This is a genomic window from Cellulosimicrobium sp. 22598 (assembly GCF_052044445.1).
In the GTDB taxonomy this organism is placed as follows: domain Bacteria; phylum Actinomycetota; class Actinomycetes; order Actinomycetales; family Cellulomonadaceae; genus Cellulosimicrobium; species Cellulosimicrobium cellulans_G.
Genome location: NZ_JBQEMZ010000001.1, coordinates 93,486 through 118,947 on the forward strand (window position 1 = coordinate 93,486; position 25,462 = coordinate 118,947).

The 25,462-nt window shown below is 76.1% G+C and carries 21 protein-coding genes and 1 tRNA gene; 9 read left to right on the forward strand and 13 right to left on the reverse strand.

The genetic code is table 11. The annotated features are described in order from the left end of the window. Positions 1-253: 253 nt before the first annotated feature. Positions 254-763: an SHOCT domain-containing protein gene (locus ACTJIY_RS00400; protein ID WP_353709159.1), complete on the reverse strand. Its 510-nt coding sequence runs from the start codon at positions 761-763 to the stop codon at positions 254-256. Between the two features lie 187 nt (positions 764-950). Between ACTJIY_RS00400 and ACTJIY_RS00405 the strand changes: the two genes are divergently transcribed. The 3 genes from ACTJIY_RS00405 to ACTJIY_RS00415 are packed head-to-tail and all read left to right on the forward strand — an operon-like array spanning position 951 to position 5,512. Further along, entirely contained in the window at positions 951-1,334 is a 384-nt protein-coding gene (locus tag ACTJIY_RS00405; protein ID WP_440673146.1) for an SHOCT domain-containing protein, read from the forward strand. A 10-nt stretch (positions 1,335-1,344) separates the two neighbouring features. Then, complete coding sequence (locus ACTJIY_RS00410; RefSeq protein ID WP_440673145.1) at positions 1,345-2,793, forward strand: hypothetical protein; 1,449 nt, start codon at positions 1,345-1,347, stop codon at positions 2,791-2,793. A 58-nt stretch (positions 2,794-2,851) separates the two neighbouring features. Then, positions 2,852-5,512: a LuxR C-terminal-related transcriptional regulator gene (locus ACTJIY_RS00415; RefSeq protein ID WP_440673144.1), complete on the forward strand. Its 2,661-nt coding sequence runs from the start codon at positions 2,852-2,854 to the stop codon at positions 5,510-5,512. Positions 5,513-5,522: 10 nt separating this feature from the next. Here the strand turns inward: ACTJIY_RS00415 and ACTJIY_RS00420 are convergent, their stop codons facing one another. From ACTJIY_RS00420 to ACTJIY_RS00445, 6 genes are all read right to left on the reverse strand, one after another. Next, a complete protein-coding gene (locus ACTJIY_RS00420; protein WP_253049796.1) occupies positions 5,523-8,282 on the reverse strand; it encodes a cation-translocating P-type ATPase in 2,760 nt (919 codons plus the stop codon). 101 nt (positions 8,283-8,383) lie between these two features. After that, positions 8,384-9,055, reverse strand: a complete 672-nt coding sequence (locus tag ACTJIY_RS00425; RefSeq protein WP_440673143.1) for a response regulator — start codon at positions 9,053-9,055, stop codon at positions 8,384-8,386. Beyond that, entirely contained in the window at positions 9,052-10,509 is a 1,458-nt protein-coding gene (locus ACTJIY_RS00430) for a sensor histidine kinase (protein WP_440673142.1), read from the reverse strand. The genes ACTJIY_RS00425 and ACTJIY_RS00430 overlap by 4 nt, the downstream gene beginning before the upstream one ends. A gap of 31 nt (positions 10,510-10,540) precedes the next feature. Further along, a complete protein-coding gene (locus ACTJIY_RS00435; RefSeq protein WP_440673141.1) occupies positions 10,541-11,365 on the reverse strand; it encodes a hypothetical protein in 825 nt (274 codons plus the stop codon). Between the two features lies 1 nt (position 11,366). After that, positions 11,367-12,236, reverse strand: a complete 870-nt coding sequence (locus tag ACTJIY_RS00440; protein ID WP_440673140.1) for a hypothetical protein — start codon at positions 12,234-12,236, stop codon at positions 11,367-11,369. Then, positions 12,233-12,991 (reverse strand): ABC transporter ATP-binding protein, encoded by a 759-nt coding sequence (locus tag ACTJIY_RS00445; RefSeq protein ID WP_440673139.1) that lies wholly within the window; start codon positions 12,989-12,991, stop codon positions 12,233-12,235. The genes ACTJIY_RS00440 and ACTJIY_RS00445 overlap by 4 nt, the downstream gene beginning before the upstream one ends. 374 nt (positions 12,992-13,365) lie before the next feature. Here ACTJIY_RS00445 and ACTJIY_RS00450 point away from each other — a divergent pair, with 374 nt between their 5' ends. Both ACTJIY_RS00450 and ACTJIY_RS00455 read left to right on the forward strand, forming a co-directional pair. Further along, positions 13,366-14,100, forward strand: a complete 735-nt coding sequence (locus ACTJIY_RS00450; RefSeq protein WP_440673138.1) for a hemerythrin domain-containing protein — start codon at positions 13,366-13,368, stop codon at positions 14,098-14,100. 27 nt (positions 14,101-14,127) lie between these two features. Continuing rightward, entirely contained in the window at positions 14,128-14,586 is a 459-nt protein-coding gene (locus ACTJIY_RS00455) for an SRPBCC family protein (RefSeq protein ID WP_253049782.1), read from the forward strand. 22 nt (positions 14,587-14,608) lie between these two features. Here ACTJIY_RS00455 and ACTJIY_RS00460 read toward each other — a convergent pair whose 3' ends face one another. Further along, the gene (locus ACTJIY_RS00460) at positions 14,609-15,397 is read right to left on the reverse strand and encodes an MHYT domain-containing protein (RefSeq protein WP_253049780.1); all 789 of its coding nucleotides are present in this window, start codon (positions 15,395-15,397) and stop codon (positions 14,609-14,611) included. Positions 15,398-15,768: 371 nt separating this feature from the next. After that, a tRNA-Leu gene (locus ACTJIY_RS00465) sits at positions 15,769-15,853 on the reverse strand. 215 nt (positions 15,854-16,068) lie between these two features. Between ACTJIY_RS00465 and ACTJIY_RS00470 the strand changes: the two genes are divergently transcribed. After that, complete coding sequence (locus ACTJIY_RS00470; RefSeq protein ID WP_253049778.1) at positions 16,069-17,340, forward strand: AI-2E family transporter; 1,272 nt, start codon at positions 16,069-16,071, stop codon at positions 17,338-17,340. 33 nt (positions 17,341-17,373) lie between these two features. Here the strand turns inward: ACTJIY_RS00470 and ACTJIY_RS00475 are convergent, their stop codons facing one another. Beyond that, positions 17,374-17,676, reverse strand: a complete 303-nt coding sequence (locus ACTJIY_RS00475; RefSeq protein ID WP_253049776.1) for a DUF1905 domain-containing protein — start codon at positions 17,674-17,676, stop codon at positions 17,374-17,376. 74 nt (positions 17,677-17,750) lie between these two features. Further along, positions 17,751-19,070, reverse strand: a complete 1,320-nt coding sequence (locus tag ACTJIY_RS00480; protein ID WP_353709169.1) for an APC family permease — start codon at positions 19,068-19,070, stop codon at positions 17,751-17,753. 108 nt (positions 19,071-19,178) lie between these two features. Between ACTJIY_RS00480 and ald the strand changes: the two genes are divergently transcribed. The 3 genes from ald to ACTJIY_RS00495 all read left to right on the forward strand — a co-directional run bounded on the left by ald (position 19,179) and on the right by ACTJIY_RS00495 (position 23,261). Next, positions 19,179-20,294: an alanine dehydrogenase gene (ald, locus tag ACTJIY_RS00485; RefSeq protein WP_253049772.1), complete on the forward strand. Its 1,116-nt coding sequence runs from the start codon at positions 19,179-19,181 to the stop codon at positions 20,292-20,294. Positions 20,295-20,394: 100 nt separating this feature from the next. Beyond that, the gene (locus ACTJIY_RS00490; protein WP_253049770.1) at positions 20,395-21,030 is read left to right on the forward strand and encodes a GNAT family N-acetyltransferase; all 636 of its coding nucleotides are present in this window, start codon (positions 20,395-20,397) and stop codon (positions 21,028-21,030) included. 68 nt (positions 21,031-21,098) lie between these two features. Beyond that, the gene (locus tag ACTJIY_RS00495) at positions 21,099-23,261 is read left to right on the forward strand and encodes a M3 family metallopeptidase (protein ID WP_440673137.1); all 2,163 of its coding nucleotides are present in this window, start codon (positions 21,099-21,101) and stop codon (positions 23,259-23,261) included. A 69-nt stretch (positions 23,262-23,330) separates the two neighbouring features. Here the strand turns inward: ACTJIY_RS00495 and ACTJIY_RS00500 are convergent, their stop codons facing one another. Both ACTJIY_RS00500 and ACTJIY_RS00505 read right to left on the reverse strand, forming a co-directional pair. Further along, a complete protein-coding gene (locus ACTJIY_RS00500; RefSeq protein WP_440673136.1) occupies positions 23,331-24,050 on the reverse strand; it encodes a response regulator in 720 nt (239 codons plus the stop codon). Beyond that, positions 24,047-25,372, reverse strand: coding sequence for a sensor histidine kinase (locus tag ACTJIY_RS00505; protein ID WP_440673135.1), 1,326 nt, complete (start codon positions 25,370-25,372; stop codon positions 24,047-24,049). Before ACTJIY_RS00505 ends, ACTJIY_RS00500 begins: the two co-directional genes overlap by 4 nt. Between the last annotated feature and the right edge of the window lie 90 nt (positions 25,373-25,462).

Consider the following 25,462-nt stretch of genomic DNA (forward strand, 5'->3'; position numbering starts at 1 on the left):
CCCGCCGGCCGTCCGTCGCCGGGTCGCTTCCTGCACGCCGTCGGGTCCCGCGGCCGCATCGTCGCGGCGGAGGTCCGCACGGGTCGCGCGCGCGGTCGGTGGCGGCCCCTCGACCGCCGCGTCCTGCTCTCCGTCCGGCTCGAGCTGCACGTCCGTGCGCGCGACCCTCGCAGCGTAGGGAAGGCGCTTTCCGAGTGTCAAGGGATACGCGCTCGCGCAGCGTCGCGGGGCCGCGACGCGGACGGCCGACGGGTCAGCGCCCGAGGATGCGCGCCTTCTGCTCCGCGAGCTCGGTGTCCGTGAGCACGCCCTGGTCGCGCAGCGCCGCGAGCTCGCGGAGCTGGGCGATCTTCGCGTCCATCGCCGAGACCGGCGACTCGTCGTCGACCGCCTGCGGACCCAGGTCCGCCACGACCGCGAGGAGGCCCGCCAGGTCGGTGTCCCGGAGCCGGTAGGAGGTGAGGGACCCCGGCAGGGCCCGGCCGACGTCGCGCAGCATCTCCTGGACCAGCGCGCCCACGGGGCCACGGACGACGACCTCCACGTCGGCCCGCTGCCCGGGCGCCGCGGTGCGCAGCTCGAGGAGCTCGAGACCGAGCGCGGCGAGACGCTGGAGCAGTCCGTAGAGCGCGGCCTGGTCGCGCACGGTCGCCTCGAGCAGCGTGCACTCCGCGGTCCGCCGCACCCCCAGCTCGGCCAGGTCGGCAGCAGGGAGCGCCACCGGGCCCAGCACCGTCACCTCGACCATCGTCGTGCCGTCCATGTGCCTCTCCCGGCTCGCCCACGTCGCCCCAGGATGCGCGTGGACCGGGCGACGCGGATCACCCGGTGCGGGTGGCACCCGGGTGGGTGCGCCGGGCGACTACCCCCGGCGGGTGAGCACCGGTGGCGCCCCGCGACCCACAGTGGGAGCATCGCGAACGTTCGCGACCTGAGACGAGAGGTGCCCGATGGACGGCTTCTGGGACTGGTTCTGGCTCATGGTGTGGTGGTTCTTCTTCATCGCCTACCTCGTCGTGCTGTTCCAGATCGTGGCCGACCTTTTCCGCGACAGGGCGCTCAGCGGCTGGTGGAAGGCGCTGTGGGTCGTCGCCCTGATCGTCGTCCCGTACCTGTCGGCGCTGGTGTACGTCATCGCTCGGGGGCGTGGCATGGCCGAGCGGCACGCCGAGGAGGACCGCGCGCGACGTCAGGTGATGGACGACTACGTCCGGGCGACCGCGGGCACGGGCCGCTCGCCCGCGAGCGAGATCGCGGACGCGAAGGCGCTCTACGACGCCGGGACGATCGACGCGGACGAGTTCGCGCGCCTCAAGGCGCGGGCGCTCGCCTGAGGGGCCGGGGATGACCGACCAGAGCGAGCCCGCGCCGGGGACCGGGTCGGGGACCGCGACCGACGACGTGGCGGCGCGCCTCGCCGCGCTGGAGCGCGAGAACGCGGAGCTGCGGCGCCGGCTCGAGGAACGGCCGTCGCCGGGTGGCGGGGCCGGCCAGGGCACGGGCGCCGAGGCACCGACGGCCGCGCGCCGCCCCCGGCGCCGCCTGCGGGCCGTGGCGTGCGCCGTGCTCATCACCCTGGGGGCGCTCCTCGCGCCGCTGGGCGCGGTCTCGGCGTGGGCGCAGCGCGAGCTGACCGACACCGACCGGTACGTCGCGACCGTCGGTCCGCTCGCCGCGGACCCGGTCGTGCAGTCCGCCGTCGCGGGACGCCTCACCGAGGAGGTCATGTCCCGCATCGACGTCGGGGCGCTCGTCGACGACCTCGTCGGAGGGCTGGAGGAGCGGGACGTCCCGCCGCGCGCGACCCAGGCGCTCGCCGCGCTCGAGGCGCCGCTCCAGAGCGGCGTCGAGTCGCTCGTGCACGAGACCGCGACGCGGCTCGTGGAGAGCGACGCGTTCGAGGGCGCCTGGCTCCAGGCGAACCGCGTGGCGCACCAGCAGCTCGTCTCGGTCATGCGCGGCGAGGACGGAGACATCCTCCAGGTCGACGACGGCCGCCTCAGCATCCAGCTCTCCGGCCTGATCGACCTGCTCAAGGAGCGGCTCGTCGACCGCGGGCTGGACGTGGCCGCACGCATCCCGTCGGTCGACGCGACGTTCACCATCGCCCAGTCCGCCGAGCTCGTCATGCTCCAGAACCGGTACGCGCAGATCGTCACCCTCACGACGTGGCTGCCGTGGGTCGTGCTCGGGCTGCTCGCCGCCGGGGTCCTCGTGGCGAACCGGCGGTCGCGTGCGCTCGTCGTCGCCGGGCTCGTGCTGACGGGGGCCATGGTCGCCCTGGGCGTCGGCCTCGCGGTCGCGCGCGGCCTGTACCTCGGGGCGCTCTCCGGGCAGGTGCTGCGGCTCGACGCGGCCGAGGTGGTGTTCGACCAGGCGGTCGGGTACCTGCGCCTCACGCTGCGGACCGTGGGGGTGCTCGGCCTCGTCGTCGCGCTCGCCGCGTACCTCGGCGGCCCGAGCGAGTCCGCGCGCAGCCTGCGTGCGGGGCTCGGGCGCCTGGGCGCCACCGTGCGCGGCTGGGGCGAGGGTCGCGGGGTCTCGGCGGGTCCGGTGGGCGACTGGCTCGGGCGGCACAAGACGTTCGTGCGCGTCGTCGTCATCGGCGTCGCGGCGCTCGTCCTCCTGCTCGCCGGCTCGCTCACGCCGGGCCTCGTGGTCGGTGTCGCGCTCGTCGCGGGTCTCGTGCTCGTCGTGGTCGAGATCCTCGCCCGACCACCCGCGGTCGCCGCGCCGACGGGCTCCTCCGTGAGCGGAGCCGTCGACCCGGGGACCGGGGCCGGGCCGGCCTGACGGCCGTCCGCCCCGCGCTCGCCCTGCGCCTCCCGGGACCCGGGAATAGCCTGCCCTCATGACCTCGGTCGAGCCACGCGCCGAGCACGAGGACGTCGCGCGGTCCGACGCCTTCGAGGTGCTGCGTGCCCGGACCGCGGTCCCGGCGCTCCCCGCCTCGACGCTTCCTCGCCCCGGGGTCGAGGCGCTCGTCGGCGCCGCGGTGGCGCGGCGCCTGACGCTCGTGTCCGCCGGCCCGGGCTGGGGCAAGACCACCGCCGTGGCGCGGTGGGCGCGCGGCGGCACCGGGCAGCGGGTCGCGTGGCTCACCCTGGAGCCGTTCGACGACAAGCCCGCGGCGTTCTGGGCGGACGTCCTCTCCGCGCTCCGCGCCGCGGGCGCGGTCCCCCCGGGGCACCCGCTCGAGACGCTCGTCGTCCCGCCCCGGCTCTCGTCGGCGCTCCTGCGGCGCGTCCTCTCCGCGGTCGAGCAGCTGCCCGAGCCGGTCGTCCTCGTGCTCGACGACTTCCACCACGCGGCGCGCCCCGACGTCGCGGCGACCGTCGACGACCTCCTGCGCTACCCGCTGCCCCTGCATCTCGTCGTGCTCACGCGCGTCGACCCGCTGGTGCGGCTGCAGCGGTTGCGCGCGCAGGGCGAGGTCGCCGAGGTCGGTGCCGCGGACCTCGCGTTCGACGCCACGTCCGTCACGACGCTCGCGGCGTCCCACCGCCGACCGCTGTCCCCGGCCGCGGTGGGCCGCGTCCTCGACGAGACGGGCGGCTGGGCGGTCGGCGTCCGCCTGCGGGTCGAGGCGGACGACGCCGCGAGCCGCGCGCGCGCCGACCGCTCGGCGGCGGAGTTCCTCCTGGCCGAGGTCCTCGACCGCCAGGAGCCGACGGTCCGGCGCTTCCTCCTCCGCACGAGCGTCGCCTCGGCCGTGTGCGCCGACCTCGCGTCGGCCCTCGACCCGGGGGCGCCGGCAGAGCGGCTGCTCCCGGGCCTGGCCGCGGCCGACGGCTTCGTCACGGCGGCGGGCGAGCGCCGCACCTGGTACCGGTACCACCCGCTCCTGCGCGAGATGCTCCTGAGCCAGCTCCGGGCCGAGGACCCTGCCTGCCTCCGCGACGCCCACCGGGCGGCGGCCCGCTGGTTCGCGCGCGACGGCGAGGCGGTGCGGGCCCTCGAGCACGCGGCCGCCGCCGAGGACTGGACCCTCGTGGGCGAGGTCTTCGTGGAGGGCACGGCCGCCCAGCTCGCGGGCCCCCACCGCGAGACCGTCGCGGACGTCCTGCGGCGCGTGCCCTACGCGACGATCGGCGTCGACGCGCGGCTGCACCTGTGCGCGGGCGCGCTGGCGTACGTCGACGAGCGGTACGACGCCGCCCGTCGGCACGTCGCGACGGCGCGCGACCTCCTCGACCCCGTCGAGCAGCCGGCCGCGGCCGTGCTCCTGGAGCTGCTCGACGCCTCGATCGCGCGCGCGACGGGCGACGTGCGCGCCCTCGCGACGGCGGCCGGGGCCGCCCTCGCGACCGCGGACGCGGCGCCGTACCCGTTCCCGGCGCTCGACACCTACCGCAGCCTCGCGCAGGCCCACCGCGCCGCGGGCCTCGCGTGGTGCTCGGTGGGCACCGAGGCGGCGACGGCCTCGTTCCCGCTCGCACCGCCTCCCGGTCGCGACTGGCGGGCACCCCAGCTCTTCGTCCTCGGGGCGCGGGCAGCGGCGTCGCTCCTCGCGGTCGCGGAGGGCCGGCTCGACGAGGGGGAGGCGGCCGCGCGCTCGGTGGTCGCGGAGGCCGAGCCCCGGGGCTGGGACGGGTACGCCCACGCGCGCCCGGCGCACGCGGCCCGGGCGTGGGTGCGGTACCTGCGTGCGTCGGACTCCGCCCTCGACCGCGAGCTCGCGCACGCGCTGGCGGCCGACGCCGGGGGCCGCGAGCCGGCGTCCGAGGCGGCCGTCCGGCTCCTCCAGGCCCTCGCGGCGGCGGACCGCGGGCACGCCGGGGCCGCGCGGCACGCGCTGGTCGCGGCCGACCACGCGCTCGGGCCCGTCGCGACGCCGCCGGTGCTCGCCGACCTGTGGGTCCGGGCGACCGCCGCGGTCCGCCTGCTCGACGACGGGACACAGCCCGCGCTGCCGGTGCGCGTCCGGCGGGAGGGGCTGGGCACGGCCGCCGTCGTGGCCGTGTGCGGCGCGCGCGAGCTGCTCGCCACGGGGCGGACCGGGGCCGCGCTGCGCGCGGTCGCCGGGCTCGTGGACGCGGGGGAGGACGAGGTGGACGACGTCGTGCGGGTCGAGGCGGCGCTCGTCGAGGCGTCCGCCCTGGCGCGGGCGGGCACCCGCCGCGTCGAGGTCCCGTTGGCCCGCGCCCTGGACCTCGCCGCCGTCGAGCAGGTCGCGCGCCCGTTCCTCACCCTCGTCGTGCGCGAGCTGCGTCCGGCGCTCGCCCGCGCGGTCACGGCACGCGACGACGCGCTCGCCGGGCGGCTGCGCGCCCACCTCGACCCGGCGGACCGGGCGCCGGAGCCCGCCCCGCTCGTCGAGCCCCTCACGGAGCGCGAGCTGGCGATCCTCGCCGTGCTGCCCTCGATGGCCAGCAACGTCGAGATCGCCGAGGACTTCTTCGTCTCGGTGAACACCGTCAAGGCGCACCTCAAGTCGGTCTACCGCAAGCTCGGCGTGAGCTCGCGTCGCGACGCGGTCCGCAGGGGCCGCGAGCTCGGCGTCGTGCCCTGACCCGGAGCCCTCAGACCCGGGCGCGCGAGACCTGGGCGGAGGCGCCGGAGTCGGCGGGCGCGCCCCGGTGCCGATCCACCTGCCGGAGCACGAGCTTGCCGAGCTCGGCCAGGACGAGGAACCCGAGCGCGACGAGGCCGCACACGCCCCACTGGCCCCCGTCGAGGTCGACGGTGCCGAAGATCCGCTGCAGGCCGTCGAGGGTCGTGACGAGGAACGTCAGCCCCAGCGACGCGAGCAGCAGCACGACGAACCGCCCGTTCGCGAGGGTCTCGAACGAGAGGATGCTCGCCCGCGGGTCGCGCCACTCGAGCGCGGCCACGACGTGCAGGAGCGACATCGCGGTGAGGCCCATCGTCGTCGCGACCGCCAGGTCGGCGTCGGCCTCGCCCCAGGCGACGGCGACGAGCGAGCCGACGGCGATGAGGACGCCGCCGACGGCGAGCCGGACCCCGAGCCCACGCCCGATGACGGGCTCGGCGGGAGACCGTGGCCGGCGGCGCATGAGGCCGGGCGTCGCGGCGTCGAAGCCGAGGCCGATCGCGAGGAGCACGTCGATCGCGAAGTTCACCCAGAGGATCTGGAGCGGCGTGAGCGGCGTGCCGCCCGCGACCGTGAAGACGCCCGCGCCCACGAACGTGAGGATGAAGCCGACGAGCACGACCATCTGGAAGCGGATGTACTTCATGAGGTTGTCGTAGAGCCCGCGGCCACCCTCCACGGCGGCCACGATGGTCGCGAAGTTGTCGTCGGTGAGGATCATCTCCGCGGCGTCCTTGGTCACCTCGGTTCCGGTGATGCCCATCGCCACGCCGATGTCCGCGCGGGTGAGCGCGGGCGCGTCGTTGACGCCGTCGCCCGTCATCGCGACCACGTCGCCGGTGCGCTTGAGCACGTCGACGAGGCGCACCTTGTCCTCCGGCGCGACCCGCGCGACCACCCCGATCTCGCCGACCTCCGCCTCGAGCTGCGCGTCGGACATCGCGGCGAACTCGGCCCCGGTCAGCGCGCGGCCCTCGATGCCGAGCTGCCCGGCGATCGCCGCCGCGGTGGTGACGTGGTCGCCCGTGATCATCCGCACGCGGATGCCGGCGTCGCGGCACTCCGCGATGGCGTCGCGCGCCTCCCGGCGCGGCGGGTCGACGATCCCGACGAGCGCGACCAGCTCGAGGTCGCGCACCGCGTCGAGGAGCTCGCCCGCGAGCTCGTCGCGGCCCACGGCACGCCGCGCCACCGCGAGCACGCGCATGCCCTCGCCCGCGAGGGCGTCGTTCTCCGCCACCACGCGCGACCGCGCGTCGTCGTCGAGCGGCGCCGACCCGCCGTCGGCGGTGAGGTACCGGCTCGACCGGGCGAGCAGCACGTCCGGGGCGCCCTTGACGAAGCACGTCAGCGCGCCGTCGATCTCGTGGAACGTCGCCATGAACTTGTACGCCGCGTCGAACGGGACCTCCGCGACGCGCGGGTGCTCGGCGCGCGTCTCCTCGACGTCGAGGCCCGCCTTCGCCGCCAGGACGACGACGGCGCCCTCGGTGGGGTCGCCGATGCACTCGCCGTCGCGCACGACGGCGTCGCTCGCGAGCGCGAGGGGCAGCGCGACGGGCTCGAGCGGCACGTCGGTCGAGCCGGCGGCCGCGAGGATGCGGCCGGTCGTGGAGTAGCCCTCGCCGTCGACGGAGAACCGGCGTCCCGCGAGCACGAGGCGGCGCGCGGTCATCTGGTTGAGCGTGAGGGTCCCGGTCTTGTCCGAGCAGATCGCGGAGGTCGACCCGAGCGTCTCGACCGACTTGAGGCGCTTGACGATCGCGCCCTCCTCGGCGAGCCGCCGCGTGCCGAGCGACAGCAGCATCGTCACCACGGCCGGGAGACCCGTCGGGATCGCGGCGATGGCCAGGCTGATCCCGACCACGAACAGGCTGTCGAAGTCCTCGCCGCGCACCAGGCCCAGGACCACGACGACGACGAGGGCGATCGCCGCCATGACCGTGATGATCACGGTGATGCGGTCGAGCTGGCGCGTGAGCGGCGTCTTGTCCTGCTCGACGCCGCTGAGCATCCCGGAGATGCGGCCCACCTCGGTCGTCATGCCCGTCGCCGTGACGACCATCTCGCCGCGCCCGCGCGTCACCTGCGAGTTCATGTACGCCATGTCGGTGCGGTCGCCGAGCGGCGCGTCCTCGGCGACGACCGTCTCGACGCCCTTGGCGACCGGGGTGCTCTCGCCGGTCAGCCCCGCCTCCTCGATCTCCAGCGACGCCGCGACGAGCAGCCGCCCGTCCGCGGGGATCTTGCTCCCGGCCTCGAAGCCGACGACGTCGCCCGGCACGAGCTCCTCCGCGGGCACCTGCTCCTGGCGTCCGTCGCGGCGCACCGTGGCCGTCATGACGAGCATCTGCTGCAGCGCCGCGACGCTCTCGGCGGCCTTGCCCTCCTGGTGCAGGCCCATGAGGGCGTTGAGCACGGTGAGGCCCAGCACGACGACGCCCGTCGTGACGTCGCCGAGCGCGATGATGCTCACGACCGCCGCCCCGACGAGGACGAGCTGCATGAGGTCCCGGTACTGGCGCAGGAACGCCTGCCACGGCTTCTCCCTGCGCTCCTCCGCGAGCGCGTTCGGCCCGTACCGGGCGCGCCGCTCGGCGACCTGCGCCGTCGTCAGCCCGACCGCCGGGTCGACGTCCAGCGCCGCGCACACGGCCTGCGTCGACGCGGTGTGCCACGGGCCCGTGGCGGCAGGGACCTGCTGTCGGGGGATCTGCGCAGCCGTCATCGTGGGCTCCTCTCCGGCGCTCGGCACCACGGTCGCAGCGGACCCGGGGCGGAGCCTCACCCGTCGGGGGTGAACGCGGCAGCGACGGAGAGCGGTGCCGCTCAGCGGCGGGAGCCGACCAGGCCGCTCTCGTAGGCGACGATCACGGCCTGGACGCGGTCCCGGACCCCGAGCTTGGCGAGGAGGTTGCCCACGTGCGTCTTGACCGTCGTCGACGACAGCACGAGGCGCTCGGCGATCTCGGCGTTGGACAGGCCCTCGGCCACGCACCGCAGCACGTCGAGCTCGCGGGGCGTGAGCAACCGCAGGCGCGGGTCGACGCCGTCGTCCGCCGGCCGGTCCCCGACGGGCAGGTGCGGGGCGAAGAGGTCGAGCATGCGGCGCAGCACCCGGGGCGCGACGACCGAGCTCCCTGCCGCGACGGTACGGATCGCCTCGACGAGGTCGTCCGGGCGGGCGTTCTTCAGCAGGAACCCGCTCGCGCCCGCGCGCAGCGCGGCGAACGCGTACTCGTCGACGTCGAACGTCGTCAGCACGAGCACGCGCGTCGCGGGGTGCTCCGCGACGACGCGTCGCGTCGCCTCGATGCCGTCCATGCCGGGCATCCGGACGTCCATGACGACGACGTCCGGGGCGAGCGCCGCGACCTGGTCGAGCGCCACCCGGCCGTCGGACGCCTCGCCGACCACCTCGAGGTCGGGCTCCGACTCGATCACGAGCCGGAAGCCCATCCGCAGGAGCGCCTGGTCGTCCACGAGCAGCACGGTCGTCACGGGAGCCCTCCGTCGTCCTCGTCGTACGGCCGGTCGTACGGCCGGTCGTGCGGCCGGTCCCACGACGCGTCCCGCCCGGACCACGGGAGGACGACGCGCACGACCCACCCACCCTCGGGTCGCGGGCCGGCCTCGACGCTGCCGCCGAGCAGGGCCGCGCGCTCGCGCATGCCGACGATGCCGCGACCGGTCCCGCCGCCCGTGCCGGGCCGGGTGCCGCCGGAATCGCGGACCTCGACCTCGACGACGTCCGCGCCGCGCCGGACCTCGACCTCGGCCGTCGGAGCACCGGGCGCGTGCCGCAGGACGTTCGTCAGCCCTTCCTGCACGACCCGCACGACCGCGAGCCGGAGCGAGGTGTCGTCCGGGAGCGGGACGTCGAGGCCGGTCGCGGTCACCGGGACGCCCGCGGCGCGGAACCGTGCGACGACGGCCGCGAGGTCCGTCCCGGTCGGCTCGGGCCGCCCGTCCGGCGCCACGGGCTCCTCGTCGCCGGGGTCGAGCGCACCGAGCACGCGCTGCATGTCGGTCAGCGCCTCGCGCCCCGTCCGGGAGAGCTCCCGCAGGGCCTCGCGCGAGCGGTCGGGTGCACGGTCGAGCGCTGCGCCCGCGCCGTCGGACAGCGCGACCATCACCGAGACGCTGTGGGCGACGACGTCGTGCATCTCGCGGGCGATGCGGGTGCGCTCGGCCGCGCGGGCGAGCGCGGCGCTCTGGTCGCGGTCGCGGGCCATGGCCCGGTAGCGCTCCGTGAGGTCCTCGGCGTGGAGCCGACGGGCGCGCGCGCCGGAACCCGTGGCCATGCCGAGGAGCAGGAGCGCGAGCAGGAGCGAGACGGACGCGGACCGGCGGCCGGGGGAGAAGGGCGGCTCGGCGAGGTCCCGCACGGGATCGCCGTCCGGTGACACGACCGGGTCGCTCCAGAGCAGGATCTCGGCGAGGCCGATGTCCTGCCACCACCAGATCGCCGCCGTGACGACGGCGAGCACCGCCGCGCACGTCAGCCACGCGGTGCGCGGCGGGCGGAAGGCCGCCACGGCGTGGACCGCGCACGCGAGGCACACCCCGAGCACCCCCAGCACGCCCGCGGTCGCGAGCGAGGCGACGGCCAGCGCCGTGAGCGCGGCCGCGACGACGAGCGGTCGCCTGCGGCGGGCGAGGAGGAGCGTCGCCCCGAGGACGGCCCCGGCGAGCCACGCCGTGACGACCACCTGGGCGACGGGCTCGTCGGGCCGGAAGAGGCCGAGCCCGGTGGACCCCTCGACCGTCGCGAGCCCGAGGACCGCGGTGACGAGCCCGAGCGCCACGACGCCGGCGACGAGCGCGGCGTCCGCGGCCCGGGGGTGCTCCTCGACCAGCCGGCCGAGCGGCCCGCGCCGCTGGACGTCGGTCTCGGTGAGCGCGCCGCCGTCGGTCGTCCCGCGCGCGGACGTGGCGGGGGACGGCAGGGGCATGAGCCCACTCTCCCATCCGTGCCGGTCCACGTCAGGTGACGTCATGGCGCCGCAGGCGGTACCCCGCCGCGACGAGGAGCGCGGCGGCCCACGCGGCGAGCACGAGGCCGGCCGTCCACGGGCCGACGTGCGGGCCCAGCGTCGTCGCGTCGAGCGCGGCGAGCCGCTCGTCGGCATGGAGGAGCCGCGCCCCGGCGCCCGGGAGGAGGGCGCGCGCCGTGTCGGCGACCCGGCCGGGGTTCGTGGCGAGGAGGTGGTCGAGCACGACGACCAGGACGACCCCGGCGACGAGCGCGGCGTCGGGTCGGCGCAGCAGCGCCCCCAGCCCGAGCCCGACGAGCGCGACCCCGGTCTGGTAGAGCACGAACCCTCCGAGGAGGCGTGCCGTCTCCGGGTCCGCGACGTCCAGCACCAGCCCGGTCGCCGCGCGCTGCCCGGCGGTCGCCGCGAGCGCCGCGACGAGCGCGACCGCGGCCGTGAGGGCCGCGACCGTCGTCGTGACGAGCGCCTGGGCCACGAGCACCGGGACCCGCCGGGGCACCGCGACGAAGGTGACGCGCGCCGTGCCGGTGCGGAACTCGCCCGCGCCGGTCGTCGCGCCCAGCACGAGGAACCCGAGCTGGGTGAGCACGTACCCGGCGACGGCCACGGGCGCGCCGGACGCGCCGTCGTCGGGCCGGGCGAACAGGCCGAGCGCCCAGGCGCTCGCGGCCGACGCCGCGACCGTCGCGAGGGCGAGCCAGCCTGTCGCGCGCAGGCTCGTGAGCTTGTCCCACTCGGCCGCGAGCACCCGGCGGAGGGTCACCGGTGAGCGGCTCGCGGGCGGGGCGGCGGGCGTCTGCGTCGTCGCGGCCACGTCACACCACGTCCCGCGCGCGGAGGCGGATACCGGCCAGGGTCAGGGGGACGGCGACCCACGCCGCCAGGACGAGCCCGCCGCCCCACGCGCCGAGGTCGGGCGCACCCTCGACGGCGCCCTCGGTGGTCAGGAGGGACCCCGCGCCGGCGGGGAGGAACGTCACGGCGGTGTTGACGGCGGCCTGGGCGGGCGGCACGCCCGCGGACGCGGCGAGCGGGTCGCCCGCCAGGTCGGCCGCGAGCACGAGCGCGACGGGCAGGACGAGGACCACGAGGACCGCGACCGTCAGGGCGGGCACCGGCCGCCGGAGCAGCGCGCCGAGCGCGAGGCCGAGCAGGGCCGTCGCGACGAGCAGGAGCACCATCCCGCCGAGCACCCGGGGCGTGCCGTCGCTCGCGAGATCGAGGGCCATGCCGCGGGCCCGGGCCGAGGGGAGCAGGGCGAGCACGGCGGCGCCGACCGCGAGCACGGCCGTGAGCAGCGCGAACGCGGCGGTGACGACGGTCTGCGCGGCGAGCACGGGCCAGCGCCTCGGGGCGGCGAGGAACGTCGTGCGGAACGTGCCCGTGCTGTGCTCGCCCGTCCCGACGAGCACGCCCAGGACGAGCGGGGGCACCTGGGCGAGCAGCACGCCCGACGTGAGGGATCCCAGCGGGTCGAACCCGGGGTCCACGGAGGACGCCTGGGCAGAGAGGTGGGTCAGCGCGGCCGAGACCGCGACCGTGAGCGCGGCCGCCCACCAGGAGGACCGGAGGCTCGTGAGCTTGGTCCACTCGGAGCCGACGACGCGCGCGAACGTCGGGCCCGGGGGCGTGGCCCGCGCCAGGGCCGGGGGAGTGCGCACCGGGGCGGGGGTCGCGGCGGTCATCGGGCACCGCCCGCCGCGGCGCGGTCGGACCCGCCGGAGGCGCGGCCCTGGTACTGGACCGCCCCCGCGGTGAGCCGCAGGTACGCCTCCTCGAGGGATCCCGCGTCGGCGGCGAGCTCCTGGACCGATGCGTCCGCGAGGAGCCGGCCCCGGCCGATGACGACCACCCGGTCGGCGCAGAGCGCGAGCTCGTGCATGAGGTGCGACGAGAGGAGCACGGTCCGTCCCTCGGCTGCGAGGCCGCGGACGAGCCCCCGCACCCACAGGACGCCGTCGGGGTCGAGGCCGTTGACGGGCTCGTCGAGGAGGAGCGTCCCGGGGTCGCCGAGCAGCGCTCCCGCGATGCCGAGCCGCTGGCCCATCCCCAGGGAGAAGGTCCCGGCGCGCCGTCCGGCGACGCTCTCGAGCCCGGTCATCCCGATGACCTCGTCCACGCGGGCGCGGCCGATCCCGTGGGTCCGCGCGAGGGCCCGCAGGTGCCGGAACGCCGTGCGCCCCGGGTGCACGGACCGCGCGTCGAGCATGCAGCCGACGGCGTGGAGCGGCGCCGGGAGGTCGGCGTACCGGCGTCCGTCGACGGTCGCCGTGCCGGACGTGGGCCGCTCCAGCCCGACCACGACCCGCATCGTCGTCGACTTCCCCGCCCCGTTCGGGCCGAGGAATCCCGTCACGGTGCCCGGGCGTGCCGTGAACGTCAGCCCGTCTACCGCCGTCGTCGGCCCGTAGCGCTTGGTGAGCGCCTCCACCTGGATCATGCGTCCTCCCGTCGTCGCGGGCGCCCGGTCCTCGGGCACCGCCGTCGTCGACGCTACGGACGGGCGCGGGGACGCCGGCTCCCGCCGTCGGCCGAGATCGTCGGGGGCGCGACCTCCTCCTCGGGGAGGAGGCGGTCGTGCCGGGGTCGGAGGCGGCCGTCGCGACGCCCTAGACTGGACGCATGCTTCCGGCGTGAGAGCGCCGGCGGGATCCGAATGAGACAGCGGATCGAGAAGCCCCGCCGCTCCACACGGCGGGGCTTCTCGCTGCCCGGGTGAACCTGCGGACCGGGCATTGTGGCCACGCCGCGGGCGGGCGTAGCGTCGGAGAGCGCCACGACGACACCGACGTCGTCCGACGGGCGGAGGACGAGATGACCGACAGGCTCCCTCTCCCCGGGCCGCTGCCCGCGGGGCAGCACCCCGGGTGCGACACGTCGGGCATGTTCCTCGTCCACCGGATCTTCCGCTGGCTCTACCGCGAGCTCCCCGTGCTGGTCCGCGAGGTCCGGCCCGGGGACACCGGGCGCTCGGCCGTCGTGGGCCGCTACGCCCACCTCGACTTCTTCGCGCTGCACCTGCACCACGAGACCGAGGACCGGGTGCTCTGGGACCGCCTCGAGGCGCGCGAGCCCGCGTGCGCGCTGCACGTCGGCCAGATGCGGGCGCAGCACGCCGAGGTCGCGGTGCGCCTCGCGCGGGTCGAGCCGCAGCTCGAGCCGTGGGTGGCCACGGCCGACCCGCGGCTCCGCGACGCCTTCGCGACCGACGTCGAGGGGCTGCGGGACCTCCTGTCGGCGCACCTCGGGCATGAGGAGGTGGAGATCCTCCCCGTGGCCGGGGACGTGATGTCGCAGCAGGAGTGGGACTCCATGGAGGAGCACACGCGCGCCACCCTCGTGAAGCACCGCAAGGAGCTCGGCAAGGACCTCGTGGCGCTGCAGCTCGGCCTGCTGCTCGCGAGCGTCCCCGAGGCCGAGCGGGAGGAGTGGTTCCGCGCGAACGTGCCCGCGCCCGTCCGGGTGCTGTACCTCCTGCTCCTGAAGCGTCGGTACGACCACGCGATGCGCGAGCTCTACCCGGACCGTCCCGTGCCGGCGATGGTCTGACGCCGGGCGGCGGAAGGAGACCGGACCGTGTGGCGACGCGTGACGCTCGACGTCCACCTCGACCACCCGCCGGCGCGCGTCTTCCCGTACCTCGCCGACCCGGGCCGGTGGCCGGAGTTCGCGCCCGCGGTCGTCTCCCGCCGCCCGGTCGACGACGGGCCGCTGCGGGTGGGGAGCCGCTGGGCCGCCGTCGACCGCGTCGGTCCGTTCCGGGTGCGGTTCACCGACGTGCTCGAGGTCGTCGAGCCCGACCTGCGGGTCGTGTGGCACTCCACCGCGCCCTGGAACTCTCGCGTCGAGTACGTCACGTCGCCCGACGGCGGCGGGACGCGCGTGCGCGCCGACTACCACGGCGACGTGGCGTCGACGCTCCGGCTGGTGGCGCTGCTCCCGACCGCGGTCCTGGCGCGGATCCTCCTGCGTGACTTCACGGGCCTGCGCCGGGTGCTCGAGACGGAGGACCGGGCACGCGCGCGCCGGCCGTGAGAGACGGCGCACCCGCGTGCCGCTACTTGCCGACCGAGACGGTCTCCTGCGCCATGCGGTCCCGGAAGGCCTCGTGCCGCTGCCGCTCGCTCTCCGTCCGGGAGCCGACGACGACGAACACCAGCAGCAGGACGGAGCCGCCGCCCCCGACGAGGAGGGCGCCGAGCAGGTCCAGCATCGGGACGCCGCCGTCCGGTGCGCCCGGCTGACCCGTCACCGAGACGCCCCACATGCCGGTGTAGTGCATCCCCGCGACAGCGACCCCCATGACGAGGGCCGACACGGTCATGGACAGCCCGCCCCGCGCGTGCACGCAGAGCCAGAGCGCCGCCGTCGCGGCGGCGACCGCGACGAGCACCGCCAGGACGACGGAGACCGCGCTGTAGTGCATCGTCCCGTGCATGCGCATCGCCGCCATGCCCAGGTAGTGCATCCCGGCGACGCCGAGCCCGGCCACGGCGCCTCCCACGGCCAGCAGCAGGGGCCGGTAGCCGAACATCATGACCAGGTGCAGGCCGACCGACACGACCACCACGGCGACCAGCGCGGAGACGATCGTGAGCGGCACGTCGTAGTGGATCGGCATGCCGGTGACCGTGAACCCGAGCATCGCCACGAAGTGCATCACCCAGATGCCCGTGCCCCCGATGGCCGCGGCCCCCAGCCACAGCCACGCCGAGCGCACGGGCCACGGCGCGTCGACACGGGAGCGGGAGACCGCGGACAGGCCGCAGGCAGACCCGGAGACCGCGGCCACGTAGGAGATGAGCGGGGTCACGGCACCGTAGGTGAAGTGATGGACGTCGAGCATTGCATACCGCCTCAAAAGCATCAGAAAGGACACGTCACCGTAAAGCGGGACGTCCGACCCCGCATCTCGAGGCGCGCGGACGGCGATTCGCGACGAGGAGATTTAGCGGGCCGGGCGCGCCGGAGTCAGCCCCGGCGGCGTCGAGGGGAGTGTGTTCTGACTGTTCGACGAGCGCGCGCTGGCCGATGACTCGCGCGCCCCGACGTGGTGGTCGCTCGCGTCACCCGACGACCACGGCGTCGAGGTCGCGTCCTGGACCGACACGGGCGGCTGAGGCGAGGCCCGCCGGACCGAGGCGGCGGGATACGCAGAAGGCCGGGTCAGGAAGAATCTCCTGACCCGGCCTCCGTGGCACGAGGTGTGCCATGCGGTGTCCGGAGGGGGACTTGAACCCCCACGCCCGATAAAGGGCACTAGCACCTCAAGCTAGCGCGTCTGCCATTCCGCCACCCGGACGAGTGGACCTTCCCGGCGTTTCCGCCGTTCCGGTGCGGGGAAAAACATAGCACGGTTCGGGCGTGGTCCTCACATCGCGGTCGCCGGTCGGTGCCGGGCCGACGTGGGACGACGGGCCGACCGCGGTACCCGGCGTGGGGGGACGACCTGGGGCAGACTGGGCGGATGGTGGCCACGACCGGGCGGAGGCACGTGTGACGGACGAGCAGCGGCCGGTGGCAGCAGCGCCGACCCCGAGGCCCGGCTCCGGCTCGGACCGCGCGGCGGCGTCGGTGAAGCACCTCGCGGGGGCGTCGAGCGCGGCACGCAAGGTGGCCGGGGCGCGACGCAACCCGTCGGTGGTCGGGTACGACGAGTCGGTGCCCGCGTGGCTGCGCACGACCGCGGGCTGGTCGTGGCGCCTGCTCATGATCGTCGCGGCCGTCGCGCTCATCTTCTTCGCGACGGCGCAGGTGCAGCTCGTGTTCGTTGCCGTCTTCCTGGCGCTCGTCATCACGTCGGTCCTGCGGCCCGTCACGGACTTCTACGCGCGGATCATGCCGCGGGGTCTGGCCACGGGGCTCGCGATCCTCTCCGCCCTGCTGTTCATCGCCGGTCTGCTGACGTACGTCATCACCTCGGTCGCGGGGCAGTGGCAGAGCCTCGCGGAGCAGTTCGACCAGGGCATCGAGCAGATCTTCGACTTCCTCGAGAACGGCCCGCTGCCGGTCACGATCACGGCGGACGACGTCAACGGGTGGATCGACAACGGCCGGCAGTGGCTCACGGAGCACGGCGGCGACATCGCGAGCCAGGCCGCCGCGAGCGCCGGCTCGGTGTTCGAGGCGTTCGCGGCGATCGCCCTCGCGATCTTCTGCACGGTGTTCTTCCTCGCCCGCGGCAAGGACATGTGGACGTGGTTCCTCAACCAGCTCCCGGCCCGCTCGCGCGACAGCTGGAAGGTCGCGGGCGGCGCGGGCTGGTACACGTTCTCCGGCTACGCCCGGGGCACCGTGATCATCGCTCTCGTCGACGGCATCCTCGCGGGCATCTTCCTGGGGGCCCTGGGCGTGCCGCTCGCGGCGCCGCTCGCGGTGCTCGTCTTCATCGGGGCGTTCATCCCCATCATCGGCGCGCCCCTCGCGATGATCATCGCGGCCATCGTCGCGCTCGCGGCCAAGGGCATCGTCATCGCGCTCGTCGTGACGATCGGCATCGCGCTCATCGGGCAGTTCGAGGGTCACATCCTGCAGCCGCTCGTCATGGGCAAGCAGGTCTCGCTGCACCCGGTCGTCGTGGCGATCGCGGTGACGGCGGGGACGCTGCTCGCGGGGATCCTCGGCGCGGTCGTGTCCGTGCCGCTCGTCGCCGTCGCGTGGTCGGTGTTCTCGCACCTGCGGCACAAGGACCCACCCATGGAGGAGGACCTGCCGACGGCGAAGGAGATCGCGCTCGGCGACGCCGTGCCCGGGTCGTCGGACCGCACGGCGCCCGACGCGGCCGGCTGACGCGCGACCGCCGGGGCGCGGGCGGCCGGCGCCTCACCGCGGGACGGCCGAGACCTCCGCGGCGAGCCGGACCGCGACGTGCACGGTGTCCCCGACGCCCTTGCCGGTCGCGGCGCGCACGGAGCGCAGGACGGCGAGGAGGTGCGGACCGCCGTAGGCGACGAGGGAGGCGTGGTACCGCACGTCGTCGACCTCCGCGACCACGGGGACGCGACCGCGCGTGCCGAAGAGGTCGACGGCGTCGTACGGGAGAGCGACGAACGCTCCCGAGCGCGTCCCGGCGGCGATCACGACGGCGTCGAACTCGACGGGGCCCGGGTCCGTCCACGTGGGCATGCCGTCGACCGTAGCGGACACCGCCGCTGCGGGGAACGGGCCAGGAGGGCGAACCTCTCCGGCCGGCGGGCCGCTCAGCGCGGCGGGCGACGGCGGCGGGCCAGCGCGACCGCGACGGCGGCCAGGGCGAGGAGCGCGGGGGCCACGAGCGACGCCCCGGCGAGGACGAGCAGCACGCCGGTGAGGACGGTCGCGACGGCCGCGAGCCACCAGCCGACCGTGCCGCGGGGGAGCAGGCGCAGGGCGGCGACCATGCCGAGCGCGTAGACCGCCACCATGCAGCTCGTGTGGACGCGCACGAACGGCTCGAGGTCGAGGCCGGTGGCGACGAGCACGGCGAGGTACGCCGCGCTCAGCACGAGCGTGACCGCGAGCGCCCGCCGGGGTACCCCGGCGCGACCGGAGAGAGCGGCGAGCGGGCGCGGCAGGTCGCCGTCGCGCGCGAGCGCCTGGCCGAGGTTGGCGAACGCCGCGAGATAGGCGGTGAGCACGCCCGAGGTGACGATCGCCGCGACGACGCCGACGACCACGGGCCCCGCGGCGGGTGCGCCCGTGCGCGCGAGGTCGAGCAGGGCGACGGTGCCGGAGCCGGCCTCGGCGCCGAGGACGCCGACCGTGGTGACCTGCAGGGCGAGGTAGGCGACGCCGACGACGACCAGCGCGATCCCGGTCGCGGCGGGGACGGTGCGGCGCGGGTCGCGGAAGTCCGCCGAGACGTGCGTGCCGACCTCCCAGCCCGCGAACGCCCACACGAACAGGCTCACCGCGGAGCCGACGCCGGACCACCCCTCGCTGAGGAACGGGGTGAACCGCTCGGCGCTCGCCGCCGGCGCCGCCACGGCGACGACCACGACGACGGCGGCGAGCAGCAGCGACGTGAGCGCGAGCTGGACGGCGCCCGCCACACGGACGCCGAGCCCCACGGCGACCGCCGGCACGACGACGAGCGCGACGGCCACGACCGGGACTGCCCCGCGGTCGGCGCCCACCACCGCGACCACGTACTCCGCCCCCAGCACCGCCACGACGGGCACGCCCACGCACACGCCCAGGTAGAACCAGTAGCCCGTGGCGCGGGCCGCCGTCGGGCCGAGCGCGACGCGCACCGCGCTCGCGACGCCGCCCCGGTCCGGGTGCCGCGCCGCCAGCGCCGCGAAGGTGCCCGCGAGGGGGACGCTCGCCACGAGCACCAGGGCGACGGCGAGCACGGAGGCGGGGCCGGCGACCCGCGTGGCGAGCCCGGGCAGGGCGAGCACTCCCGTGCCGAGCACGCTCGCCACGTACAGGGCGCTGCCGCGCGCGAGCCCCAGGGTGCCCGCCGGCGCGTGCTCGCTCGCCGTCGGCGCGGGGCGGGGTGCGACGCGCGGCGTCGCGAGGGGAGTCGTCGTGTCCACGCGCCCACCCTGGCAGCGGGCCGGTCCCGGAACGAGCGGCAGGAAGGTCACTCTCCGACAAGATCCTGCCACCCTGCGCGGAGCGGGACGGTGCGACCACACTGGACCATGAGGATCGGCATACCCACCGAGGTCAAGAACCACGAGGACCGCGTCGCGCTCACCCCCGCCGGCGCGCACCACCTCGTGCGGGCCGGGCACGACGTGCTCGTCCAGTCCGGGGCCGGGGTCGGCTCCCACCTGCCCGACGCGGAGTTCGCCGACGCCGGTGCGCGGATCGTGCCGAGCGCCGAGGAGGTCTGGGGCGAGGCCGAGCTCGTGTGCAAGGTCAAGGAACCTGTCGCGAGCGAGTACCCGCTGCTGCGCGACGACCTCCTGCTCTTCGCCTACCTGCACCTCGCCGCGGACGCGGCCTGCACGCGTGCACTGCTCGACGCGGGCACGACGTCCGTCGCGTACGAGACGGCGCAGGCCCCCGACGGGACGCTCCCGCTGCTGGCCCCCATGAGCGAGGTGGCCGGGCGCATGGCGACCCAGGTCGGCGCCTGGCTCCTGCAACGACCCGCGGGAGGTCGCGGCGTCCTGCTCGGCGGCGTCCCCGGCACGCGGCCCGGGCGGGTCGTCGTGCTCGGGGGCGGGACCGCCGGCCGCAACGCGGCCGAGGTCGCGGTGGGCATGCGCGCGGAGGTGAGCGTGGTCGACCTGTCGCTGCCCGTCCTGCGTGCCGTCGACCAGGAGTTCTCCGGCCACGTGCGCACGGTCGTGTCGAGCGCGTACGCGATCGAGCGGGAGGTGCTCGAGGCCGACCTCGTCGTCGGGGCCGTGCTCGTCGCGGGGGCGCGGGCCCCGCGCCTCGTCACCGACGACCTCGTCGCACGCATGCGCCCCGGCGCCGTGCTCGTCGACGTCGCCGTCGACCAGGGCGGCTGCTTCGAGGGGTCGCGGCCCACCACGCACGACGACCCGACGTTCGCCGTGCACGGCACGACGTTCTACTGCGTCGCGAACATGCCCGGCGCGGTCCCCGTGACGAGCACGCTCGCGCTGACCAGCGCGACGCTGCCGTACCTCGCGGCGCTCGCGGAGGGCGGGGTCGACGCGGTGCGGGACGTCCCGCTCCTGCGGTCGGGGGCGTCCACCCACCGCGGCGCGCTCCTCAACGAGGCGGTCGCCGCCGCGCACGGCCTGCCGTGGACGCCCGCGGAGGACGCCCTGCGCCCGTGACGCACCCGCGGCACGGGGACGCCGGGTCGGTGGCCCCGCGGGGTGACCACGCTCGGGAATCCGGGTGACGACGTGCGGGGGACGTGCCAGGCTCGTGCGGGTGCACCCCTTCGCCCTCGACGACGGCCGCGTCCACCTGTCCACCCCGACCCTCGACGACGTCGACGCGATCACGGCCGCGTGCCAGGACGCGGAGACCGCTGCGTGGACGGTCGTCCCGTCCCCGTACGCGCGCGAGGACGCGGTGCAGTTCGTGTCGGACTACGTGGGACCGGGCTGGGAGCGCGGCGACGTCCTCACCTGGGGCGTGCGCGACAGCGCCGGCCCTTCGGGCATCCCCGGCCCCGACGGCGTCGGTGCCCTCCTCGGGATGGTCGGGCTGAGCCTCGACGACGCGCCCGAGGGGCGACGGTCGGCCGAGATCGGCTACTGGACCGCTCCCGAGGCCCGGGGCCGCGGCCTCATGACCGCGGCGTGCCGGCTCGTCGTCGACTGGGCCTTCGACCCGGAGGGCGGGGGGCTCGCGCGGCTCTTCTGGCAGGCGTACGTCGGCAACTGGCCCTCGCGCCGCACCGCCTGGCGGCTCGGCTTCCGGGTCGAGGGCACGGTGCGCGGGTTCGCGCTCCAGCGCGGCGAGCGCCGCGACGCGTGGCTCGGCACGCTCCTGCCCGACGACCCGCGCGCGCCGAACGAGCCGTGGCCCGCGGACGCGCCGTCGTCGGGCCGCGCCGCCTGACGCACTCGCCCCGGTCGCCAAGGGGCGTCCGCGAATGCGTTTCCGTCGTGCCCGCCCGCGGGGTCAAGATGGGCACCATGACCTCCGAGCCCACGACGCGCACCGACGCGCCCGCGCCCACCTCCGCGCCCGCAGTCGCCTCCGCCCTGATCGACCTCGATCCCGCCAACCCGTTCGCCGCGCCCTCCGCGCTGCCGTACGAGCTGCCCGACTACGACGCGATCCGCGAGGAGCACTACCTCCCCGCGCTGCGCGCCGCGACCGCGGCCCAGCGCGCCGCGATCGAGGCGGTCGCGACCGACGACGCACCCCCGACCGAGGCCACCGTGCTCGCGGCGCTCGAGCGGTCGGGCCGCGACCTCGCGCGCGTGCTCAACGCGTTCTACAACCAGCTCTCCGCCGACGCGACGCCGGGACTGGAGCAGATCGAGGAGGAGTTCGCGCCCGAGCTCGCCGCGCACCACGACGCGATCTACATGGACGCGCGCCTCTACGCGCGTGCCCGCGCCCTGCAGGACGCCGTCGACGTCGGCGAGCAGATCCTCGACCCCGACGCCGCGTGGCTGCTGCACACGCTGCTCGTCCGGTTCCGCCGCTCCGGCGTCGAGCTCGACGCGGAGCAGCAGGCGCGCCTGCGCGAGCTCAACGGCCGCCTCACCACGCTCGAGGCCGCGTTCGGCCGCAAGCTGCTCGCGGGGGCCAACGCGGCGAGCGTGCTCGTCACGGACCGCGCCGAGCTCGACGGCCTCGCCGAGGACGCGGTCGCGGGCGCGGCTGCCGCCGCCGCCTCGCGCGGGCACGAGGGGGCGTGGCTGCTGGAGATGCAGCTCCCCACCCAGCAGGGCGTCCTCGCGTCGCTCGCGCGCCGCGACGTCCGCGAGCGCGTCCAGCAGGCGTCGGAGTCGCGCGGTGCGACCGGCGACGACCACGACACGCGCGAGATCGTGCTGGAGACCGTGCGCCTGCGCGCAGAGCGCGCGCGCCTCCTCGGGTACGAGCACCACGCCGCGTACGTCGCCGAGGACGCGACCGCGAAGACGACCGAGGCCGTGAACGCGATGCTCGACCGGCTCGCCCCCGCCGCCGTCGCGAACGCGCGCCGCGAGGCGGCCGACCTCGAGACGGCGCTGCGGGCCGACGAGCCGGGCGCGACGCTGCGCGCCTCCGACTGGTCGTTCTACGCCGAGCGCGTGCGCAAGGACCGCTACGCGCTCGACGACGCGCTGCTGCGCCCCTACCTCGAGCTCGAGCGCGTCGTGCACGACGGCGTGTTCCTGGCCGCGAACCGCCTGTTCGGCGTCTCCTTCGCCGAGCGGCACGACCTCGTCGGCTACCACCCGGACGTGCGCGTCTTCGAGGTCTTCGACAGCGAGACGCCCGGGGAGCCGGGTCAGGGGCTCGGCCTGTTCCTCGCCGACTGGTACACGCGCGAGTCCAAGCGGGGCGGTGCCTGGATGAACAACCTCGTCGACCAGAACCACCTGCTCGGCCAGAAGCCGGTCGTCGTCAACAACCTCAACATCGTCAAGCCGCCGGCCGGACAGCCCACGCTGCTCGTGTGGGACGAGGTCATCACGCTCTTCCACGAGTTCGGGCACGCGCTGCACGGGCTGTTCTCCGACGTGCGCTACCCGTCGCAGTCCGGCACGGAGGTGCCGCGGGACTTCGTCGAGTACCCGTCGCAGGTCAACGAGATGTGGGCGTGGGAGCCGTCGATCCTGCGCTCCTACGCGGTGCACCACGTGACGGGCGAGCCGATGCCCGCCGAGTGGGTCGACACCATGCTGGCCTCGCGCCAGTTCAACGAGGGCTTCGGGACGACCGAGTACCTCGCGGCGGCGCTGCTCGACCAGGCGTGGCACCAGGTCGGGCCCGACGGCGTCCCGTCGTCCGAGTCCGACGTCGTGCCGTTCGAGGCCGCGGCGCTGGAGGCGGCCGGCGTGGCGTTCGCGCCCGTCCCGCCGCGCTACCGGACCACGTACTACAACCACGTGTTCGGCGGCGGGTACGCGGCCGGGTACTACTCCTACATCTGGTCCGAGGTGCTCGACGCGGACACGGTCGAGTGGTACCGCGAGAACGGCGGCCTGTCGCGCGAGAACGGCGAGCGCTTCCGTCGCGTCCTGCTCGCGCGTGGCGGCTCGCAGGACCCGCTGCAGTCGTTCCGGGAGCTCCGCGGCCGCGACGCCGACATCGCGCCGCTCCTCGCGCGCCGCGGCCTCGACGCCTGACCCGACGACCCGACCCGCCGAGGTAGAGCCCCGGTACCGCGAGGTAGAGGCGTGGTCATGACCACGCCTCTACCTCGGCGGGGTGCCCGGGCGGACCAGGCCGGTCTCGTACGCGACGACGACGAGGCCGGCCCGGTCCCGCACGCCCAGCTTGGCGAGGAGGCGGCCCACGTGCGTGCGCGCCGTCGCCGGGCTCATGAACAGCGCCGACCCGATCTCGTCGTTGGTCAGGCCGCGCCCGACGTGCGCGAGCACCTCGCGCTCGCGGTCCGTGAGCCGGTCCGCGACGGCGGCGACGAGCGCGTCGTCCCGCCGCCCGGCGTCGACCGCCTGCGCGACGACGCGCGCCGTCACCGCGGGGGAGAGCAGCGCGTCGCCCGCGGCTGCGGTGCGCACGGCGGCACGCAGCTCGTCCGGGCTCGCGTCCTTGAGCAGGAAGCCCGACGCCCCGGCCCGCAGCGACGCGAAGAGGTTCGCGTCGTCGTCGAACGTCGTGAGCACGACGACGCGGGGACCGTCCGGGCGGTGGCCGGTCGTCCTGTCGCCCGCGACCGGCGTTTCGGTGCCGGTGGCGCCCGCGACGATCTGCCGCGTCGCCTCGACCCCGTCGAGGACGGGCATCTGCAGGTCCATGAGCACGACGTCGGGCCGCGCCCGGCGCACGAGCGCCACGCCCTCGCGACCGTCGGCGGCCTCGCCGACGACCTCGACGTCGTCCGCACGCTCGAGCAGCGCGCGGATGCCCGTTCGCACGAGGGGCTGGTCGTCGACCAGCACGACGCGGATCACGCGGGGCCTCCGCCCGGGGCCTCGCTCCCCGGTGCCCCGGCCGGCGCCGGTGCGGGGCCGGCCGCGCCGACCGGGACCCGGGCGCGCAGGCGGAAGCCGCCGCCGTCGGGCGCGTCGGTCGTGACGGTGCCGCCCAGCACGGCGACCCGCTCGCGCAGCCCGCGCAGGCCGAACCCCTCCCGGTCCGGGGTGCCGCCCGGTGCGCCGCGACCGTCGTCGCGCACCTCGACCGCGAGCACGTCGCCGGGCGTCCCGGTCTCGGGCTCGAGCGTCACGCGCACGACGGCGGCGCGCGCCCCGGCGTGCCGCAGGACGTTGGTCAGTCCCTCCTGCACGACGCGGAACACCGCCGCACCCGCCGCGCTGCCGTCCGGCGTGCCCGCGGGCAGGTCGACGTCCAGCGTGACCTCGAGGCCTGCCGCCCGCGCCGTGCGGGCGAGGTCGCCGAGCCGGTCGAGGCGGGCCTGCTCCGCGACGCCCGCCGGCCCGGACGGACCCCGCAGCGAGCGCACGGTCGCGCGCAGGTCCGCCAGCGCGGCCGTCGCCGACGTGCGCACGAGGTCGAGCTCGGCGCGCGCCGCCGCGAGCGCGTCCTCCCGCCCGGCGCCGTCGGCGCGTCCCACGTCGTCGAGCGCCTCGCGCGCGACGCCCGCGTGCAGGGACACGACGGCGAGGTGGTGCCCGACGACGTCGTGCAGGTCGCGCGCGACGGCCTCCCGGTCGCGCGCGAGCCGGTCGGCCGCCTCGAGCTCGTGGGTCTGCTCCAGCAGCGCGTCCGCGTGCCGCCGCTGCTCGTCGCGCTGCCGGCGGGCGAACGCGCCGTGACCGAGCGCGATCGCGGCGGCCATCAGCGCGACCGTGGTCGCGAGCTCGTACCCGACGACGTACCGGACGTCGTCGCCCTCGGCGAGCCGGAAGTACGTCGAGGCGACCACGAGCGCCGCCGCGACCCCCACGGCCCACCCGAGCCGGCCCGCGACCGCCGCCGAGTACAGCGCGACCGAGACGGGCAGGGCGAGGCCGATCGCGGGCAGGTCGAGCGTGTAGTAGGCGCAGATCACGAGCGCCGTCGCGACGAGCACCCCCACGGGTAAGCGGCGCCGGCCGAGGACGAGCAGGCCCAGCACGAGGGCGAGCGGGTACGCGACCCACGGGTCGGCGCGCGTGCCGCCGACGTCGGCCGCGATGGCGAACGCGACGACGTCGAACACCGCGAACCCCAGCAGGGCGTCGATGAGCCACGGCGGCGGCGACGGGCGCGCCGCCCGGGTCGCGGGCGGCGACCCGGCGGGCCGCTCGTGCGGGAGGTCGGGGGACGTCACGACCATCGAGTCTAGGAAGACGCACCCCGACGCGCGTCCGTCGCGGGGCGGGTCCGCGTCAGGGTCGACTACGTCGAGACGCGTAGGCGC